The 17,159-nt window shown below is 64.7% G+C and carries 16 protein-coding genes; 9 read left to right on the plus strand and 7 right to left on the minus strand.

Annotated elements, in window-relative coordinates; translation table 11 throughout:
- Window positions 1–20 precede the first annotated feature (20 nt).
- Together mtnA and mtnK are read right to left on the minus strand one after the other, a co-directional pair.
- Window positions 21–1,121 (minus strand): S-methyl-5-thioribose-1-phosphate isomerase, encoded by a 1,101-nt coding sequence (mtnA, locus tag FZF13_RS02770; protein WP_024927150.1) that lies wholly within the window; start codon window positions 1,119–1,121, stop codon window positions 21–23.
- Entirely contained in the window at window positions 1,118–2,389 is a 1,272-nt protein-coding gene (gene mtnK, locus FZF13_RS02775) for an S-methyl-5-thioribose kinase (RefSeq protein WP_024927151.1), read from the minus strand. Before mtnK ends, mtnA begins: the two co-directional genes overlap by 4 nt.
- Window positions 2,390–2,527: 138 nt before the next feature.
- Between mtnK and FZF13_RS02780 the strand changes: the two genes are divergently transcribed.
- The 5 genes from FZF13_RS02780 (at window position 2,528) to FZF13_RS02800 (ending at window position 7,396) form a co-directional block, all read left to right on the plus strand.
- The gene (locus FZF13_RS02780; protein ID WP_024927152.1) at window positions 2,528–4,039 is read left to right on the plus strand and encodes a sugar ABC transporter ATP-binding protein; all 1,512 of its coding nucleotides are present in this window, start codon (window positions 2,528–2,530) and stop codon (window positions 4,037–4,039) included.
- A 73-nt stretch (window positions 4,040–4,112) separates the two neighbouring features.
- Complete coding sequence (locus FZF13_RS02785; protein WP_024927153.1) at window positions 4,113–5,108, plus strand: ABC transporter permease; 996 nt, start codon at window positions 4,113–4,115, stop codon at window positions 5,106–5,108.
- Window positions 5,109–5,148: 40 nt separating this feature from the next.
- A complete protein-coding gene (locus FZF13_RS02790) occupies window positions 5,149–6,204 on the plus strand; it encodes a substrate-binding domain-containing protein (protein WP_024927154.1) in 1,056 nt (351 codons plus the stop codon).
- 218 nt (window positions 6,205–6,422) lie between these two features.
- Window positions 6,423–7,052 carry an SRPBCC family protein gene (locus tag FZF13_RS02795; protein ID WP_024927155.1) on the plus strand — a complete coding sequence of 210 codons (630 nt, stop codon included), beginning with the start codon at window positions 6,423–6,425 and terminating at the stop codon, window positions 7,050–7,052.
- The gene (locus tag FZF13_RS02800) at window positions 7,052–7,396 is read left to right on the plus strand and encodes an ArsR/SmtB family transcription factor (protein ID WP_024927156.1); all 345 of its coding nucleotides are present in this window, start codon (window positions 7,052–7,054) and stop codon (window positions 7,394–7,396) included. Before FZF13_RS02795 ends, FZF13_RS02800 begins: the two co-directional genes overlap by 1 nt.
- On the opposite strand, the gene FZF13_RS02805 is transcribed toward FZF13_RS02800, so the two are convergent.
- A complete protein-coding gene (locus FZF13_RS02805) occupies window positions 7,397–9,454 on the minus strand; it encodes a bifunctional aldolase/short-chain dehydrogenase (protein ID WP_024927157.1) in 2,058 nt (685 codons plus the stop codon).
- Window positions 9,455–9,536: 82 nt separating this feature from the next.
- Window positions 9,537–10,517, minus strand: a complete 981-nt coding sequence (locus tag FZF13_RS02810) for a sugar-binding transcriptional regulator (protein ID WP_024927158.1) — start codon at window positions 10,515–10,517, stop codon at window positions 9,537–9,539.
- Window positions 10,518–10,815: 298 nt separating this feature from the next.
- Here FZF13_RS02810 and FZF13_RS02815 point away from each other — a divergent pair, with 298 nt between their 5' ends.
- Entirely contained in the window at window positions 10,816–11,571 is a 756-nt protein-coding gene (locus FZF13_RS02815; protein ID WP_024927159.1) for a YbaY family lipoprotein, read from the plus strand.
- 13 nt (window positions 11,572–11,584) lie between these two features.
- Here the strand turns inward: FZF13_RS02815 and FZF13_RS02820 are convergent, their stop codons facing one another.
- The 3 genes from FZF13_RS02820 to FZF13_RS02830 form a co-directional block, all read right to left on the minus strand.
- A complete protein-coding gene (locus FZF13_RS02820) occupies window positions 11,585–12,259 on the minus strand; it encodes an amino acid ABC transporter permease (RefSeq protein WP_024927160.1) in 675 nt (224 codons plus the stop codon).
- Window positions 12,260–12,443: 184 nt separating this feature from the next.
- On the minus strand, window positions 12,444–13,244 hold the full coding sequence (locus FZF13_RS02825; RefSeq protein WP_024927161.1) for an ABC transporter substrate-binding protein: 801 nt from the start codon (window positions 13,242–13,244) through the stop codon (window positions 12,444–12,446).
- Between the two features lie 74 nt (window positions 13,245–13,318).
- Entirely contained in the window at window positions 13,319–14,533 is a 1,215-nt protein-coding gene (locus FZF13_RS02830; RefSeq protein ID WP_024927162.1) for a pyridoxal phosphate-dependent aminotransferase, read from the minus strand.
- A 264-nt stretch (window positions 14,534–14,797) separates the two neighbouring features.
- Here FZF13_RS02830 and FZF13_RS02835 point away from each other — a divergent pair, with 264 nt between their 5' ends.
- The 3 genes from FZF13_RS02835 to FZF13_RS02845 are packed head-to-tail and all read left to right on the plus strand — an operon-like array spanning window position 14,798 to window position 17,147.
- A complete protein-coding gene (locus FZF13_RS02835) occupies window positions 14,798–15,517 on the plus strand; it encodes a GntR family transcriptional regulator (RefSeq protein WP_024927163.1) in 720 nt (239 codons plus the stop codon).
- The gene (locus FZF13_RS02840) at window positions 15,517–16,611 is read left to right on the plus strand and encodes an LLM class flavin-dependent oxidoreductase (RefSeq protein WP_024927164.1); all 1,095 of its coding nucleotides are present in this window, start codon (window positions 15,517–15,519) and stop codon (window positions 16,609–16,611) included. The genes FZF13_RS02835 and FZF13_RS02840 overlap by 1 nt, the downstream gene beginning before the upstream one ends.
- On the plus strand, window positions 16,611–17,147 hold the full coding sequence (locus tag FZF13_RS02845; protein ID WP_024927289.1) for a flavin reductase family protein: 537 nt from the start codon (window positions 16,611–16,613) through the stop codon (window positions 17,145–17,147). The genes FZF13_RS02840 and FZF13_RS02845 overlap by 1 nt, the downstream gene beginning before the upstream one ends.
- Window positions 17,148–17,159 lie beyond the last annotated feature (12 nt).

The following is a 17,159-nucleotide window of genomic DNA, read 5'->3' on the forward strand; positions in this document are numbered from 1 at the left end:
ATACCGGCCGGCGGCCGGGGTCAGCCTTGCCTGCGTTCCGGGAACAAAGCCGCCAGCCCGTCGCGCGAAGCCTTGGCAACACCGCGTTCGGTGATGAGGCCGGTGACGAGGCGCGCCGGCGTCACGTCGAAGGCGGGATTTCCGGACGGCGACGTCTCCGGCGACACGCGCACCTGGACGATCTCACCGGTAGCGGCCTTGCCTTGAACGTAGGAAACCTCGTCGCCCGAGCGCTCCTCGATCGGGATTTCCGTCAGCCCGTCGGAGACGGTCCAGTCAATGGTCGGTGACGGCAGCGCGACATAGAAGGGGATGTCGTTGTCCTTGGCGGCTAGCGCCTTCAGATAGGTGCCGATCTTGTTGCAGACATCGCCATTGGCGGTGGTGCGGTCGGTGCCGACGATGACCATATCCACCTCGCCATGCTGCATCAGGTGGCCGCCGGCATTGTCGACGATCAAGGTGTGCGGCACGCCATGGCCGGCCATTTCCCAGGCGGTGAGCTGCGCGCCCTGATTGCGCGGGCGCGTTTCGTCGACATAGACGTGGACCGGAATGCCGGCCTCGACCGCCAGATAGATCGGCGCGGTGGCGGTGCCGTAATCGACCGTCGCCAGCCAGCCGGCGTTGCAATGGGTGAGGATGTTGACCCGTTCGCCCGGCTTCTTCCTGGCGGCGATCTGCTTGATGATGGCGAGCCCGTTGCCGCCGATGGAGCGGTTGAGTTCGACATCCTCGTCGGCGATCTCGGCGGCGCGCTTGTAGGCGGCGGCGACGCGCTCGGCCACGGGCAGCGGCTTCAGGAGCTTGCGCATTTCATCCAGCGCCCAGCGCAGGTTGATCGCGGTCGGACGCGTTTCGTTGAGCTTTTCCCAGGCATCGTCGAGGGCGGCGTCGGACGCATCCTGGCGCATCTGGATGGCCATGCCATAGGCGGCGGTGACGCCGATCAACGGCGCGCCGCGCACCCACATGTCGCGAATGGCGACGGCGACATCGTCCACCGTCGACAGGGTGACGACGCGGAACTCATGCGGCAGCCAGCGCTGGTCGATGATGTCGACCGAGCGGCCGTCCTCGTTCAGCCAGATGGTGCGAAAATGCTTGCCGCCAACGTTCACGCGTATGCTCCCTTCTCGATCAGCGCGGCCAGCGCGTTGACCTCTTCAATGCTGTGGATGGCGCGGCGGTTGACCGCGATATGGCGACCGAAGCGCAGTGCCTTGGCCTCGCAGACGGCGCGTTCCGCCTCGTCCTCGATGGTCTCGAAATCGGCATTATGGGCGAGGCCGAGAATGCGGCGATGCGCCTCGACCCCGGCGAAACCAAGCAGATCCTGCCAGAGGTCGTGCAGCACCCCGTCAAGCGCCTGTTCGGCGCCAAGCGCGTCGCCGCGATCCTCGAACAGGCTGCGGGCATAGAGCATGCCGGTGCGCTCGGTGCGCCACAGGCGCGAGAATTCGGCGCGGAAGACGGACCAGATACCGGTGACGGTCTGGAGCAGGTAAGCGCGCATCGCCTCGCGCGAACCATCCTGTTCATGGCCGGACTGCGAGAAATAGGACATCCAGAAATTGGAAAGCAGCATGCCGACGTCAAAGGCCATCGGCCCGTAGAAGGCGAATTCGGGATCGATGACGCGCGTATCGGCGTCTGTCACCATGATCGAGCCGGTATGCAGATCGCCGTGCAGCAAGGTCTCGGCATTGGCGGCGAAGAGGTGCTTCAGACGCTGGGCCTCGACCTTCAGGTCGCGGTCGGCGCGCAATTCGGCAACCAGCGGGTCGAGCGCCGGCGTATGGCGGTTCAGCGTCGCTTCGAAATAGGGATCGGTGAAGACCAGGTTCTCGGTGATGTCGCACAGTTCGACATTGTCGGCGAACAACGCCAGATCGGCTTTGCGTTCCCGCGCGGCCATATGCAGGTCGGAGCCGCGGAACAGGGTGCGCGCCACGAACAGGCCGAGATCCTCGGCGATGCGCGGCGGCTGGCGACCGGCGATCAATTCCTTGCGCAGGATGATGTGCGGCGTCAGGAATTCCATGACGATCAGCGCCTGCGCCTCGTCGAAATGCAGAATGGCTGGCACCGAGCCCTTGCCGGCGCGCACTTCCTGCCTGACCAGCGCATGATATTCGAAGAAGGAACGCTTCAGCGGCAACGGCCAGCTTTCGCCCACCAGCCGGACATAGGGCAAAGCCTGCTTGACGACGACCGAGCCCTTCGCGCCCTCGACGATGAAGACGAGGTTCAGATTGCCATCGCCTACCTCGCGAACGCGCCAGGCCGAAACGTCCTTGCCGAGATGATCGGCCAGGGCCGCAAGGCCGCCGAGCCTCGCGGGCAATGTTTCAACAGTCAGCGCCTCGAAAGAAGCATTTTTTGCCATGTCGGCCTCCCGATCCGCGTCGCCGTTTCTGTTAGCGAACGGTCATGACAGGTAAAAGGCTAGGAGTGGTTCTGTCATTTGTCAATCGTGTTGACAAATGACGAGATTGTTCCTAGCGTCAGGGTCAAGGAGGAGAAAATGGCCGCAGAAGCCGTGTTCCGCATTGCGGATTTGAAGAAATCCTTCGGCTCGATCCAAGTTCTCGGCGGCGTCAGCCTCGACCTGCATCCAGGCGAGGTGACGGTGCTGATGGGCGCCAATGGGGCGGGCAAGTCGACGCTGGTGAAGGTGATCAGCGGCGTGCATTCGCGTGATGGCGGCGCCATGACACTGGGCGCCGCCGACTTCGCGCCGAAGAGCCCGGCGGAGGCGATCCGCGCCGGTGTCGTCACCGTGCACCAGAACATCAACGACGGCGTCGTCGCCGCGCTCGATGTCGGCACCAACCTGACGCTCGACCGGCTGAGCGGCAAGGGCCAGCCTTTGCTCTTCAGCCCGCGCCGCGTGCAACGCGAGGCGCGTGCCGTGGCCGAGCGCATGGGCCTCGACATCGATCTCAGCGCCGCCATCAGCGATCTGACCCTGGCCGACCGCCAGATGGTGGCGATCGCTCGCGCCATGGCGCATGAGCCCAAGGTTCTGATCCTCGACGAGCCGACGTCGTCGCTGTCCAGCGCCGAGGCCAACCGGCTGTTTTCGCTGGTCGACCGGCTGAAGTCGCATGGCGTTGCCATTCTGTATATCTCGCACCGCATGTCGGACATCCGCCGCCTGGCCGACCGCATCGTTTCGCTGCGCGACGGCCAGATCGTCGGCACATTCGACAAGGCGCCGCTCGACTATGAGGGCGCGGTCAACGCCATGCTCGGCCGCAAGGTCCATCAGAACGCCTTCGCCGCCAAATCCGGCGGCAACACGATCTTCTCCGCCGAAAATCTGGTGATCGCCGACGGCGCCAGACCGATCTCGCTGTCGCTCGGCGATGGCGAGATCGTCGCGGTGACCGGCCTGGTCGGTGTCGGCAAGACGGCGCTCGCCGAAACGCTGTTCGGACTGCGCCGGCCGCATCGTGGCGCGATGACCTTGAACGGACGCGCCTATGCCCCGCGTTCGCCGGCCGAGGCGGTCGGCGCCGGTGCCTTCCTGGTAGCCAAGGACCGCGCCGAGAACGGCATCGTCGGCGCCTTCAACATCTTCGAGAATATGAGCCTGCCATTTCTGAAGCGGATTTCGGCTTTTGGCGTGCTGCGCCGAGGCACTGAGCGCGCCATCGCTCGCCGGCAGATCGACGAACTCGGCATCGTCTGCCGCACCGAAAAGGACGAGATGTCGACCTTGTCGGGTGGCAACCAGCAGAAGGTGATGGTGGCGCGCTGGATGGCGCAGCCCTCCGCACTGTTCATGCTGGACGAACCATTCCAGGGCGTGGACATCGCCGCGCGCCGCGACATCGCCGCCAAGCTCAGGGCAAGTGCCGCCGGCCGCGCGACGCTGGTCTTCGTCACCGAAATCGACGAGGCGTTGGAGACGGCGGACCGCATCCTGGTCATGTCCGAGCACACGATCGTCGGCGAACACAAGAACGAACGCGTCGACATGGACCGGCTGCTGGCGGAAGTCGCCGGCCAGACGGTGCGGGGCGCGGCCTGAAATGAACAGTTTGAAGGGGGCGCAAATGGCGCGGCAATCCGGCATGTTTTTTGGCAGCGAAGGTCGCGCCTAGATGAGCCTGCGTGACATTGCCGTGCGCTACGGCTTCCTGGTGCTGTTCGTGGCGCTCGTGGCCTATTTCGCCTCCACCGCCGACGGCTTCGTGTCGCCGCAGAGCGCGGTGTTCATCTTCCAGTCGGTGGCGATCACCGGCATCCTGGCGCTTGGCGTCACCGCAACGCTGGTGGTGGGCGGTTTCGACCTCTCCATCGGCTCGGTGGCAACGAGCTCGATGATGGCTGCCGCCTATGTGATGGTGGTGCTGAACCAGAACGCGCTGGTGGCGGTGCTGGTCTGCCTCGCCATCGGCGTGCTGATCGGCCTGATCAACGGCTTCCTGATCGTCTATATGCGCGTGCCGGATCTTCTGGCGACGCTCGGCATGATGTTCCTGCTGCTTGGCCTGCAGCGCATCCCGACCGAAGGCCGCTCGATTGCCACCGGCATGACCATGCCCGATGGCTCGGTGGCACCCGGCAAATTCAGCGACGCGTTCCTGGCGCTCGGCCGCTACCGCTTCGATTTCTTCGCGCCGAACCTGGTGCCGGTTTCCGTCGTGGTGCTGGTGGTGCTGGCGGTAGCGATCTGGTTCTTCCTCGAATACACGCGTTTCGGACGCATGATGTATGCCGTCGGCTCCAACGAACGGGCGGCCGAACTCGCCGGCGCGCCTGTCAAGGCATACAAGATCTGGGCCTACGTGATTTCCGGCATATTCGCCTCAATCGGCGGGATTTTGCTCGCCGCCCGGCTTGGACGCGGCGACATCGCCTCGGGTAACAATCTGCTGCTCGACGCGGTGGCGGCGGCGCTGATCGGCTTCGCCGTTTTGGGTGCTTCCAAACCCAATGCGTTCGGCACTGCTGTCGGCGCGCTGTTCGTCGGCGTGCTCTTGCAGGGACTGACCATGATGAACGCTCCCTACTACACCCAGGATTTCGTCAAGGGCGGAGTGCTCGTGGTCGCGCTCGTCTTCACTTTCGCCCTGTCGACCAGGGCCAAACGGTAATTGCGGCAATCAACGACTAAAAACCAAGCGGAGGACTTAGATGAAATTTGATCGCAGAACACTCGCCAAGCTGGTCGTCGGCCTGCTCGGCGCCACGGTGCTGGGCTTCTCGCCAGCGCTGGCGCAGGACAAGCCGGCGCCCTTCGACAAGCCGGGCCAGGTCAAGATCGCGCTGGTGCGCTATCTGTCGACCGGCGACTTCTTCCAGGCCTATCTGGCCGGCGTTCAATCGCAGGCCAAGGCGCTCGGCGTCGACCTGCGCGTGCTGGACTCCAAGCAGGACGCAGCCCTGCAGGCCGACATGGTCGACCAGGCCATCGCGCTTGGCGTCAACGGCATCATCATCCAGCACGGCCTGACGGAATCGATGAAGGACGCGGCCCAGCGCGCGGTCGACGCCGGCATCAAGGTGGTGGCCTTCGACGTGAATGTCGAAAACCCGAAGATCCCGCAGATCGAGCAGTCGGACCGCGACCTTGCCCGCCTCGCGCTCGAGCAGGCGATCAAAGACAATGGCGAAAGCTGGAAGTCCGGCTATGTCTATGTCGCCGGCATCGCGCCGCTCGACCGCCGCAACGAGACCTGGGTCGACTTCAAGAAGAAGTATCCGGGCATCAAGGAAGCCGCGCAGTTCGGCACGCTGGACAACCCGATCGCCAATTCGGTGGCCAACCAGGCGCGTTCGGTGCTGTCGGCGAACCCGGACATCAAGGTGATGTTCGCGCCTTACGACGAATTCGCCAAGGGCGTGAAGATCGCGGTTGACGAGGCCGGCCTCTCGAAGGGCGTCAAGATCTACTCGGCCGACATCTCGACCTCGGACATCGCGGCAATGCGCGAGCCCGACAGCGCCTGGGCAGCGACCGCTGCCACCAACCCGGCCGTGGTCGGCCAGGTCTCGGTGCGCGCGCTGGCGCAGCTTCTGGCCGGCGAAGACCCGGGCAAGAGCGTCGTCGTGCCGCCGACACTGATCACCCAGAAGGAGCTGATCGACAAGGACATCAAGAACATGGAAGATCTGTCGGCAAAGCTGCCCCAGTTCGCCCACGCCGATGTCGCCATGCCGAAGTGGATGCCGAACCCGAACGCCAAGTAGGCGCCAGGCAAAGATTTGTTGGACGGCGGCCCGCTTCGGCGGGCCGCTTTTTTTATTGCCGCTCGAAACCCGCATTTCGCACCTCATCGCCAAGTGCCGGCTAGAGGCGGTGCCCGTTCAAGCGATGACGGCGATGCGGTTCCCAAACGCCGTTGACGGAACCGGCCAAAGATATAAACTTACACTTATATAAGTGAAAGCTTGTTACGAGGTTTCCGATGAAATTCGATGTCGAAACCTATCTTGGGGCGGTCACGCGGTCGGTCGAGACGCTGAAGCGCCAAGGCGAGCCCATGCGCGCCGTCACGCTCAGCCGGAGCTACGCCACGACGGCCCAGGACCTTTGGGATGCCATCGTCAACCCCGAACGGTTGCGGCGCTGGTTCCTGCCGATCTCCGGCGACCTGAAGCTTGGCGGACACTATCAGCTCGAGGGCAATGCCGGCGGCACGATCGAACGCTGCGAACCGCCCAGGCATCTTTACGTGACGTGGGAATTCGGTGGCGGGGTAAGCTGGGTCGAGCTTCGACTGGAGCCCAAGGGCCAGGAGGCCGAGCTGACACTCGTCCACATCTGTCCGATCAACGATCATTGGACAAAATTCGGCCCCGGCGCCGTCGGCATAGGCTGGGATCTCGGCCTGCTCGGCCTGGTGGGGTATCTCGCCGGAACACCGTTCGACGAGGCGACGTTTTCGGCCTCCTCCGAAGGCAAGGCCTATATGCGCGGCAGCGCGGAGGGCTGGCGCCGGGCCGATATCGCTTCCGGCGAAGCGGAAAGCCGGGCCACGCACGCGGCGCGGCAGACGGCGGCTTTCTACACCGGCGAGACGGCGGAGGGCACTTGATGCACGCCTTCGACATCCTCGGCGACCCGGTGCGGCGACGCATCCTCGAACTGCTTGCCGAGGGCGAGCGGCGCTCCGGCCAGGTCGTCGAAATCATCCAGGCCGAGTTCGGCATCACCCAGGCCGCGGTGTCGCAACACCTGCGCGTTCTGCGCGAAGGCGGTTTCGCCTCCGTGCGTATCGACGGCGCGCGCCGCCTCTATACGATCGACGCCGCGCCGCTGCGCGACGTCGATGGCTGGCTCGATCGCTTTCGCACCTTCTGGGAGCCGAAGCTCGCGGCGCTCGACACCGAGATCGCGCGCGGCCGCAAGGCGCGCGGCGAACTCGGCGGCGAAGGCTGATTACCTCATCGCGGCCGCGATGTTGCCGCCGTCGACGGTGGTGACGTCGGCGGTGGTGCGCTCGGCCAGTGCCTGGTGCAGGAAGGCCTGGGCGACATCCTCGGCGGTGACTTCCTGGCCGAGCAGATTGCCGGACATGTAGTCCTTTTCCGAAAGCCCGCGCGCGGTGGAGCGGCTGGCGATCATGGCGTCGGTCAACAGGCCGGAGCGGATGCGGTCGGCGTTGACGGCGTTGGAGCGGATGCCGATCGGGCCGTATTCCAGCGCGTATTGGCGCGACAGGAACAGCGTCGCGGCCTTGGGCAGGCCATAGGCGCCGAACTTGGCACCGGGGTTCACGGCCTGCTTGGAGGCGTTGAACAGGAGCACGCCGCCGGTGCCCTGTTCGCGCATGATGCGCACGGCGTTCTGCGCCACGTTCTGGTGCGCGAAGAAGTTGAGTTCGAAGCTCTTGCGCAGCAGCGCATCGTCGATGTCAGCGATCATGCCTTCCCAGGCGGCACCAGCATTCGAGACGACGATGTCGATGCCACCGAAGGTCTTCACCGCCTGGTCGAAGGCCGCCCGCACTTCCGCTGGCTTGGTGATGTCACCGCCTACGCCAATCGAGTTGTTGCCGGCTGCCTTGGCCGCCTCCGCCGCCTTGGCGCCGTCGAGATCGACCACGACGACATGGGCGCCTTCGCGGGCGAAAGCCTTGGCGGTGGCAGCGCCGATGGCGCCAGCGCCGCCGGTGATCAGCACGACCTGGCCGGTCAGCGGCTTCGGCTTGTTGGAGGCGAGCTTGGCCTGTTCCAGCGACCAGTATTCGAGCGGGAAGAGGTCGGACTTGGCGAGCGGTCGGAAGGTGCCGACGCTTGCCGCTCCCCTCACCGCCTCGATCCACATCTCGCCGACATCGGAGGCGATCTTGGCGTCCTTCAGCGTGCGGCCATGGCCGAACATGCCGAGCCCCGGCACCAGCGACAGGCGCGGCATCGGGTCGAGCATGGTGCGCTTGACGTCGTCCAGCGCATCGTTTTCCTCGAAATAGCGGGTGTAGTCGGCCATGTAGGCAGCGACGCGCTTGCCGACCTCGGCCTTGTAGGCGGCGAGATCGCCCGCGTCCGGCGCCGGCAGCACCATCGGCCCGGTCTTGATGCGGATCGACAGGTCCGGCGTCGAGACGCCGGCGGCGGCATAATCGGCGATCGCGGCGGAATTGACGAATTCGAGGATGGCATCAGAGGTGCGGAAATCGCTGACCATGCGGTCGAAGCGGCCCTCGCCCCTGGACACGGCAACGGCGCCGCGCAGCATCGAGGCAATCTCTTCCGGCCTTGCCAGCTTGGCCGGCAGCGCCGCCGGCTTCAGCGGATTTGCGCCGTTCTTCGCGACATAGTCCTCGGCCATGGTCACATAGTGGATCATGAGGTCATAGGCGTGCTTGGCATCGTCGCCGAAGGTGAAGATGCCGTGCTTGTCGAGGATCAGGCCCTCGACGGACGGATCGGCGTCGTAGACGTCGGCGGCCACCTTGGCGAGGTCGAAACCGGGCTTGATGTAGGGCACGAAGCCCATCTTGTTCCCGAACACCTTTTTCGACAGCGCCTCGCTGTCGGCGCCCTGGTCGACGATGGCGAGGATCGCGGTGGAATGGGTGTGGTCGACGAACTTGTGCGGCAGGAAGGCGTGCAGCAGCGTTTCCACCGACGGGTTCGGCGAGGACGGGTCGATGAGGTTGGCGCGCTGCAGGGCGACCATGTCCTCATCGCCCAGGCTGTTCAGCTTGCGCGCTTTAAGCAGCGGCGCCATCTTCACCGCCGGCAGGCCCTGCGGTTCGATCACCGCCATGTCCCAGCCGCTGCCCTTGACGCACAGCACGTCCCATTCGTCGCCGACGAAATCGGTGACCTTGGTCTTCACCGAGGTGTTGCCGCCGCCGTGCAGGACAAGCCGCGGCTCGCCGCCGAGCAGGCGCGTGGTGTAGACCCGTAGCGCCAGATCGCGACCAACGCCCTTGGCTGCATAGGTTTTGACGACGGCTTCGGCTTCGGCGTCATTCCAGAGATTCTTCATCGGGTCGTCCACATTCCGGTTCGAGTTACAGGCATCGGCCGCCGGCGAACATTTCCGCTCGCCGCACGGCCATCGTTTTTCTCTATAGGCTAGGCCGGTCTTGCTTTTGCGACAGGCCGGAGGAGTTGGCATCGAGCAAGCGACGGGCCATGGCGGCGGTGAGCACGAGATGGGAGCAGAGGCTGCCGGCAAGGGCGGCCTGTAGCGGTTCCAGCTTGCTGTCCTCCTGCACCACCATCATGCGCTTGGGGATGGCGCGCATCGAGCCGAGATCGGCCGAGATGACGCGGCGATTGTAGTCGCAGTCGAGCAGGTTGCCGGTGGCGTCGATGAGCTGGCCGGCGATGACGCCCGCCGCACCCTGGTCACGCAGCGCAAACATCTCGGCAGGCGTCAGGGCACCGCATTTGACGATGTGACTTTCGGTATCGATGGTGCCGACCGAAAACAGCGCGAGATCGCAGCCGGCAACCAGCGAAAGCTGCTCGCGGATGACGGGTTCGTCGCGCAACTCGCGCGCCAGCCGTTCGGAGCTGAGCGCCAGCGGGGCATAGAAATTGAGACCCTTGGCGTTGAGACGCCGCGCGATCTCCATCGTGCACTGGTCGGGGCGCTGAGTGTAGGGCGCGCCGAGATTGCCGCACAGCTGCACGACGGTGACATCCTGCAGATCGGCGAAGGACATGACGTCGGCGACCGCATAGACGGTGCGGCCCCAGGCAACACCGACACGGTCGCCCCGGTTGACGAGGCTGACAAAAACGCTGGCGGCGAGAGCCGGCACTTCGGCGCCGGCGTCCAGCGCCTGAAGGTCTAGCGGCACGATCCAGACGGTGTTCAGCCCGAACGCATCCTCGACTTCCCGCGCCAGCGCATCCTCGGTGAAAAGCTGGGTCGACGTAGAGATGTTGACGATGCCGGTCTCGCGCGCCTTGCGCAGATAGGTGGCGACGGACGCACGCGAAATGTCGAGCTTCTTCGCCACTTCGTCCTGACGCAGCCCGTGCGTGTAATAAAGCCACGCCGCCTTGTGTATGATCTGGTCCGCTGCCCTGATCGCCATGGTCGAAATCTCGTTTTCGACATTATTCACGACGACTGACAAAAGTCAAACAGGGCAATCGCACCAGGGATGCGGCCTCGTGCGATGATAGCCGATCCGGCCAGGCCGACAAAGGGGAGAGGCGACGTGGCGGGATTTCAAAACGGCGGGACGGCCCGTCATCGAAACACAGCCGCGGTCTTGCCGACCCGTTCAGCGCGGGTTCATGCTCGGCTTTCTATGACCGGCACCAGACTGGAACAGCGGACTGCCTCGTAAGACAAACGGAAGCGGACCGACCGATGGAAAGGAAAGCAAAATGACCTTGAACCGGCGCAACATGATCGGACTGATGGCGGCGGCCCTCGTCGTGCCCGCAACCTATGCGCAGGCCCGCCCCCGCACGCTCACAGGGACGGTGACCTATCGCGAGCGCATGATGCTGCCGCCGAATTCCACGGTCGAGGTCACGCTGGTGGACATTTCGCTCGCCGACGCGCCGGCGCGCACGCTTGCCCGCCAGGTCATCAAGGGCGCAACGGCCAGCCCGATCCGCTTTCGGCTGAGTTTCGACGACAGCCGCATCCGCAAGGGCAATACCTATGCGTTGCAGGCGCGGATCACGCAGGGCAAACGCCTGCTGTTCATCAACACCACCCGCCACACCGTCTTCGACGGCGGTCCCGACAACACCGAGATCCGCGTCGAGCGGGTCGCGGCGGAGCCGGAAGCCGAAATCGGCCTGACCGGCAAATGGCTGGCCGAGGACATTCGCGGCCGCGGCGTAATCGACAATGCGCAGACCACGCTGGAGATCGATCGCTCCGGCACGGTTTCGGGCAAGGGCGGCTGCAACGGCTATGGCGGCAAGGCGGCGATCGCGGGCAACCGTATTCGCTTTGGTTCGATGATGAGCACGCAAATGGCCTGCACGCCGGCGGTGATGGACCAGGAAACCAAGTTCCTGTCCGCACTTGGCGAGGTGCGCTCGTGGCGCATCGACCGCGCACGCCGCAAGCTGCAGCTGCTCGACAGGCGCGGCCGGCCGGTGGTGATCCTCGCCCGCATGGGGTGAGGACCGGCGCGCCTCAGGCGCGCGGTTCCGCCTTGGAGCGCTGCTCCAGATAGCTGACCAGCCTGACCAGCGGCCACAGGAAGACCAGGTAGATCAACGCCGCGCCGACCAGCGGCGTCGGGTTGGCCATCAATGCCTGGGCGTCGGTGGCCTGCTTCAAGAGGTCCGGCATGGCGACGACGGAAGCGAGCGCGGTATCCTTGAAAATGGAGACCGCGTTGCTGGTCAGCGGCGGCACGACGATGCGCAGCGCCTGCGGCAGGATCACCTTGCGCATCGCGGCCCAGAACGGCAGACCGAGCGCGGCGGCGGCCTCGAACTGTCCCTTCGGGATGTTCTCGATGCCGGCGCGGCAGACTTCCGCCGTGAAGGCGCCCAACACCAGGGACAGCGCCAGCGTCGCCGAGGTGAAGGCCGAAAGGCGGACGCCGACGAAAGGCAGCGCGTAGTAGATCATGATCAACACGACCAGGATCGGCGTTGCGCGAAAGATGTCGATGAAGCCGACGGCCAAGAGGCGCAACGGCTTCGGCGCATAGAGACGCATCAGGCAGACACCAAGGCCGAGCAATCCGCCGAAGATGATGGCAGCGCAGCCGAGCAGCAGCGTGTTGCCGAGCCCCCGCAACAGCATCGGGAAGGCGCGGACCAGAACGTCCCAGTTGAAGAAGGTCTCTAACAATCCCATCGTGACGATCCGCCTGCCTTTATACGGCTGCCGCCGGATCGATCTTCATCCGGCCCGCGCTTGTCGCCGGCATCGGCCGGCCGGGTCATGATTGCGGCCTGCGGGCCGTGCTTGCAATGGTTCCGAAAATGCGATGCCGGCGGCATCCAACGTGTCGCCGGCATCGCTCAAGCCCTGCCCTGATTTATTGTGCTTGTGGGATGGGCAGGATCTTGTTGACCGAGGAATCGGCAGCTGCTTCGCTGCCCAGCCATTTCTTGTGAAGGGTAGCCATGGTGCCGTCCTTCTTGATGGCGTCGATGGCGCCGTTGACCTTTTCGAGCCATGGCGAACCCTTCTTCATCATGATGCCGAACTTGTCGCCGGTCGGAATGGCCGTCACCACGGCCATGTCGGGCATCTTCATGAAGGCGAACTGGAAGCCGGCGATATCGCCGATGGCGCCGTCAAGACGGCCCGACTGCACGTCCAGGATCAGGTTCTGCTGGGTGTCGTAGCCGCGATATTCCTTGATCCCGTACTTTTCGGTGTTGGCCTTGATCCAGGCCTCGCCGACCGACGCCGAGATGGCGCCGACGGTCTTGCCCTTCATGTCGTCCAGCGTCTTCAGCGGCGTGTCCTTCTTGGCGACCAAGGCGATGTCGCTGTCATAATAGCCCTGGGTGAAGGACTGGCTCTTCAGGCGATCGTTGTTGATGGTGATCGACGAGATCGCCAGATCGATGCGCCCCGAGGCGGTGGCCGAGAACAGGGCCTGGAAGCCGAGATCCTGGATTTCGACCTCGGCGCCAAGGCGCTTGCCGACTTCCTTGACCAGATCGACCTCGAAGCCCTGGAACTCGCCGCTCTCCAGCTTGTTCTCCCATGGCGGGTTGGCCGGATAGGCGCCGACGAGCAGCGTTTCGGCATGGGCGGCGCCGGCGACGCCGAGGCCGATCGTCAGCGCCGCGAAGGCGCCCATCAAATTGCGGCGGTTGAGAAGCATTTGGTTCCCCTTATCCTGGTGCGCCGGTTCGGCCGGCTGCGTTTGTCATGGGTCTGTCCGGACGCGACCCTTCGTCATGCAAGTTCTGAAACCATGCGGTCGGCGGCGATGCGGATCTGTTCGGGATCGCGCAACACGCACATTCGGAGGAACGAACGCGAGGCATTGCCGAACAGATAGCCGGGCGAAAGCCCGACGCGGGCCTTCTCGATGACGCGGGCGCAGGCCTCGCGGGAATCCTCCTGCCCTTCAAAGGCGAAGAAGGCGTACATGCCGCCCTTCGGCTTGGAAGGCAGGATGATGCCCGGCAGCTTGACCAGCGCCTCATAGGCGATGTCGAGACCGAGCTTGGCGCGGTCGCGGATCTCCGCCACCAACGGCTCGCCCTGGCGCAGCGCGGCGACGGCGCCGGCCTGGACAAAGGCGGCGGTGCCGCTGTTGGCATATTGCGTCATGGCGGCCAGCTGATCGGCGACGCCGGTCGGATGCGACAGCCAGCCGACGCGCCAGCCGGTCATCGCCCAGGCCTTGGAGAAGCTGTTCACCACTAGGACGCGGTCGTCGTCCTCGGCGATCTGCAGGATGGACGGCGCGACCTTGCCGTCGAAATAGAGACGGCCATAGACCTCGTCGGAGACGATCCAGATGCCGGTGCGCCGCGAGAAATCGAGCAGCGCCTGCAGTTCCTCTCGCGTGGCGGTCCAGCCCAGCGGGTTGCTCGGGGTCGACAGGAAGATGGCGCGGGTGCGCGCGTCGCAACGCGCGAAAACCGCATCGAGATCGAGCCGCCATTCGCCGTCAAAGGCGAGCGCCACCGGCCGCGGCTCGCCACCGACGAAGTGGATGGCATTGTGAATGTTGGGCCATTGCGGCTCGATGTAGACAACGTTGGTGCCGACATCGACCAGGAGTTCCATGGCCAAAAGAACCGCGTGCATGCCACCCGGTGTCACTGTCGACCGGTCGACCGCGATGGGTCGGCCATGAAGTGCTGACTGGTATTCGGATAGCGCCTCGGTCAGCGCACCCATGCCGCGCATGTTGGGAATGTAGAATGTCTGGCCTGCATCGAGCGCGGCCTTTGCCGCATCGTTGATGAAAGCCGGCGTGACCATGTCGCCCTCGCCGTACCAGAGCGGGATGACGTCGCCGAGGCTCTGCGCCTTCGCCGCCAGCTGGGCGATGTTTTCCGTGCGGAGATCCTGGATCTGCGGCCGGATGCCTTCCAGCGGCGGAAAAGGCCGGACATTCGCCGGATAGGCGGATGCACGACGGCTGCTCAAGGTCATGCTCGCGATACCTCCCAGATTCCCGCGCGCCTGTTTGCCGGACGGCAAGCGGCCTCGCTTTCTTGTTGCCTCAGTAACGCATGAAACAGTATACCGTTCAAGCCTAAAATTTTTTATCCGCACGCTTGCGCTTTGATCGGAATGGGGCGTAGTTTCGAAAAACTGCCCTGTTTCTCCATATTGTTCGTATCACGACACGACAGAACGCCGCCGATACGATGATAGATACGCGAGAAACAGTATACCGTATATGCGGAGGTTCCGATGTCCAATGACGTGTCCAGGCCGTTCAAGAATGGCGGCGGCAGCCTGCGCGCGCAGATCTATCAGGACATTCGCGACCGCATTCATCATGGCGGGCTCGGCCCCAACGACCGGCTCGTCGACGTCGAGATCGCGGGCAATCTCGGCGTCTCGCGCATGCCGGTGCGCGAAGCGCTGCTGCAGCTGACCCATGAAGGCTATCTGGTGGGAACCACGCGCGGCTTCATGCTGCCGACGCTGACCCCGACCGATGTCGCCAATATCTTCGAGGTGCGCCGCTGCCTGGAGCCGCGCGCGGCGGCCCACGCAGCCCGCAATCTCGACGCCGCCGGCATGGAAAGGCTGGCTGCTGCGCTTACCGATGCCGAAACGGCGGTTGCCACCGCCGACGCGGACCTGCTGTTCCAGGCCAATGTCAGCTTCCGCCGTTCATGGCTGGAAGCCGTCGACAACGACCGGCTGGCCTCAGCCATCGCCCGCTTCGCCGACCACGTTCAGGTCGTGCGTCTCGGTACCCTCTCGCACCTGCCGACCCAAGCCGTCGTGCTTGCCGGCATGCGCAAGCTCTACGACGCCTTCATCCGCCGCGACGCCATGGCCGCCTTCGACCATATGACCACCTTCATCCAGCACGCCGAAGACAGGTTCGTCGCTCTCAGCAGAGAGTTGGAAAACTCCAGCCAGGACAAGGGCCGCGCCGCCGGCCAGGGACAGCCATGATGTTGAAGCCGCATCCGCTAAAAGGGCCGAACAAGTTCAAGCTTGGCGTCTTTTCGATGAACGCCGATGGCGGGCTGGCGATGACCACCGCGCCGGAACGCTGGCGCGCCCGCTGGGACGACAATCTGAATGCCGCCCGCATCGCCGACCGCGCGGGAATGGAGTTCCTGCTGCCGATCGCGCGCTGGCGCGGTTTCGGCGGCGTCACCCATGCCCGAGAATGGTCGTTCGAGACCTTCACCTGGGCGGCGGGGCTGGCGACGGCGACGGAAAACATCGCCCTGTTCATGACCGTGCACGTGCCTCTGGTGCATCCGCTGCAAGCGGCCAAGGCGCTCGCCACCGTCGACCATATCTCCGGCGGTCGCGCCGGCCTCAACATCGTCTGTGGCTGGAATCCCGACGAGTTCGCCATGTTCGGCCAGACGGTCGGCGAACGCACCTATGACCAGGCCGAGGAGTGGATCACCATCATCGAGCGCGCCTACAAATCGCGTGAGCCGTTCGACTTCGCCGGCGACTTCTATGATCTGAAGGGCGTGGTGAGCCGGCCGGCGAGCCTGCAGGCGCCGCGCCCTGTGACGATGAACGCCGCATTCGGGGCGCCGGGCCGCAACTACGCGGCACGACATTGCGACTATCTGTTTTCGACCTTCTCGGAAATTTCCGAGGGCCGCGCCCATGTCGTCGACATTGCCGGCCGCGCCGCCGAAGTAGGCCGCGATGTCGGCGTCTACACCGTCTGCCACGTGGTGTGCCGCGAGACGCAGCAGGAAGCGGAAGACTACTACCGCCGCTATGCGCTGGAGCTCGCCGACCAGGGCGCCGTCGACGAGCATATGAAGAAGAAGAAGGAATTCGCGCATTCGCATGACGAGAAGGCGTTCACCGAATATCGCCAGCGCTTCGCTGGCGGCGCCGGCACCTATCCGCTGGTCGGTACGCCGGAGAAAATCGTCGACGACCTGATCCGCATCATGGAGCAGGGTTATGCGGGCGCCGCCCTTTCCTTCGTCAACTACACCTACGAATTGCCGTTCTTCTGCGACCGCGTGCTGCCGTTGATGCGGCAGGCCGGCCTGAGGATGAACTGATGGACGCCACGACCACCGCCGGCACGCTGCCAGCGCACGGCACGGTCGATCCGCGCGGCTTCAAGCAAGGCATGCGCGCCATGGCCGGCGCGGTCGCCATATTGGCGGCGGAAGATACCGAGCATGGCTGCTTCGGGTTGACGGCCACCGCCGTCTGTTCGTTCAGCGCCGAGCCGCCGTCGCTTCTGGCCTGCGTGCACAGGAACAGCACCTTCGCCTCGCTGACCAGCCAGGACATGGCCTTTTCGGTCAACCTGCCGGCGGCGGACCAGGAGAATGTCGCGCGGGTTTTCGGCGGCATGACCACTGCCAAGGGCGTCGCCCGGTTTTCGGCGGGCTCGTGGGTGCGTGGAGAAGCCGGTGCGCCATTGCTGGTCGGCGCCCGCGCGGTCTTCGAGTGCCGCGTCGGTGAAATCATCGCGCGCGCCTCGCATCTCATCGTCATCGGCCTGGTCACGGGCGTCACGCTCGACCGCGCCGAGCGGGAGCCGATCTTCTACGCGCATGGGCGCTTCGTCACCTCGAACTTCCAGTAGCGGAGATCAACG

Origin of the sequence: Mesorhizobium terrae (assembly GCF_008727715.1) — a bacterium.
Classification (GTDB): domain Bacteria; phylum Pseudomonadota; class Alphaproteobacteria; order Rhizobiales; family Rhizobiaceae; genus Mesorhizobium; species Mesorhizobium terrae.

Bases quoted from the DNA above. Each gene is read 5' to 3' on its own strand.
- FZF13_RS02840 (WP_024927164.1), top strand. From the start codon at position 15,517: ATGTTGAAGCCGCATCCGCTAAAAGGGCCGAACAAGTTCAAGCTTGGC.
- FZF13_RS02810 (WP_024927158.1), bottom strand. From the start codon at position 10,517: ATGGCGATCAGGGCAGCGGACCAGATCATACACAAGGCGGCGTGGCTT.
- FZF13_RS02800 (WP_024927156.1), top strand. From the start codon at position 7,052: ATGCACGCCTTCGACATCCTCGGCGACCCGGTGCGGCGACGCATCCTC.
- FZF13_RS02795 (WP_024927155.1), top strand. From the start codon at position 6,423: ATGAAATTCGATGTCGAAACCTATCTTGGGGCGGTCACGCGGTCGGTC.
- FZF13_RS02845 (WP_024927289.1), top strand. From the start codon at position 16,611: ATGGACGCCACGACCACCGCCGGCACGCTGCCAGCGCACGGCACGGTC.
- FZF13_RS02780 (WP_024927152.1), top strand. From the start codon at position 2,528: ATGGCCGCAGAAGCCGTGTTCCGCATTGCGGATTTGAAGAAATCCTTC.
- FZF13_RS02820 (WP_024927160.1), bottom strand. From the start codon at position 12,259: ATGGGATTGTTAGAGACCTTCTTCAACTGGGACGTTCTGGTCCGCGCC.
- FZF13_RS02805 (WP_024927157.1), bottom strand. From the start codon at position 9,454: ATGAAGAATCTCTGGAATGACGCCGAAGCCGAAGCCGTCGTCAAAACC.
- FZF13_RS02835 (WP_024927163.1), top strand. From the start codon at position 14,798: ATGTCCAATGACGTGTCCAGGCCGTTCAAGAATGGCGGCGGCAGCCTG.
- FZF13_RS02830 (WP_024927162.1), bottom strand. From the start codon at position 14,533: ATGACCTTGAGCAGCCGTCGTGCATCCGCCTATCCGGCGAATGTCCGG.
- mtnK (WP_024927151.1), bottom strand. From the start codon at position 2,389: ATGGCAAAAAATGCTTCTTTCGAGGCGCTGACTGTTGAAACATTGCCC.
- FZF13_RS02825 (WP_024927161.1), bottom strand. From the start codon at position 13,244: ATGCTTCTCAACCGCCGCAATTTGATGGGCGCCTTCGCGGCGCTGACG.
- FZF13_RS02815 (WP_024927159.1), top strand. From the start codon at position 10,816: ATGACCTTGAACCGGCGCAACATGATCGGACTGATGGCGGCGGCCCTC.
- FZF13_RS02790 (WP_024927154.1), top strand. From the start codon at position 5,149: ATGAAATTTGATCGCAGAACACTCGCCAAGCTGGTCGTCGGCCTGCTC.
- FZF13_RS02785 (WP_024927153.1), top strand. From the start codon at position 4,113: ATGAGCCTGCGTGACATTGCCGTGCGCTACGGCTTCCTGGTGCTGTTC.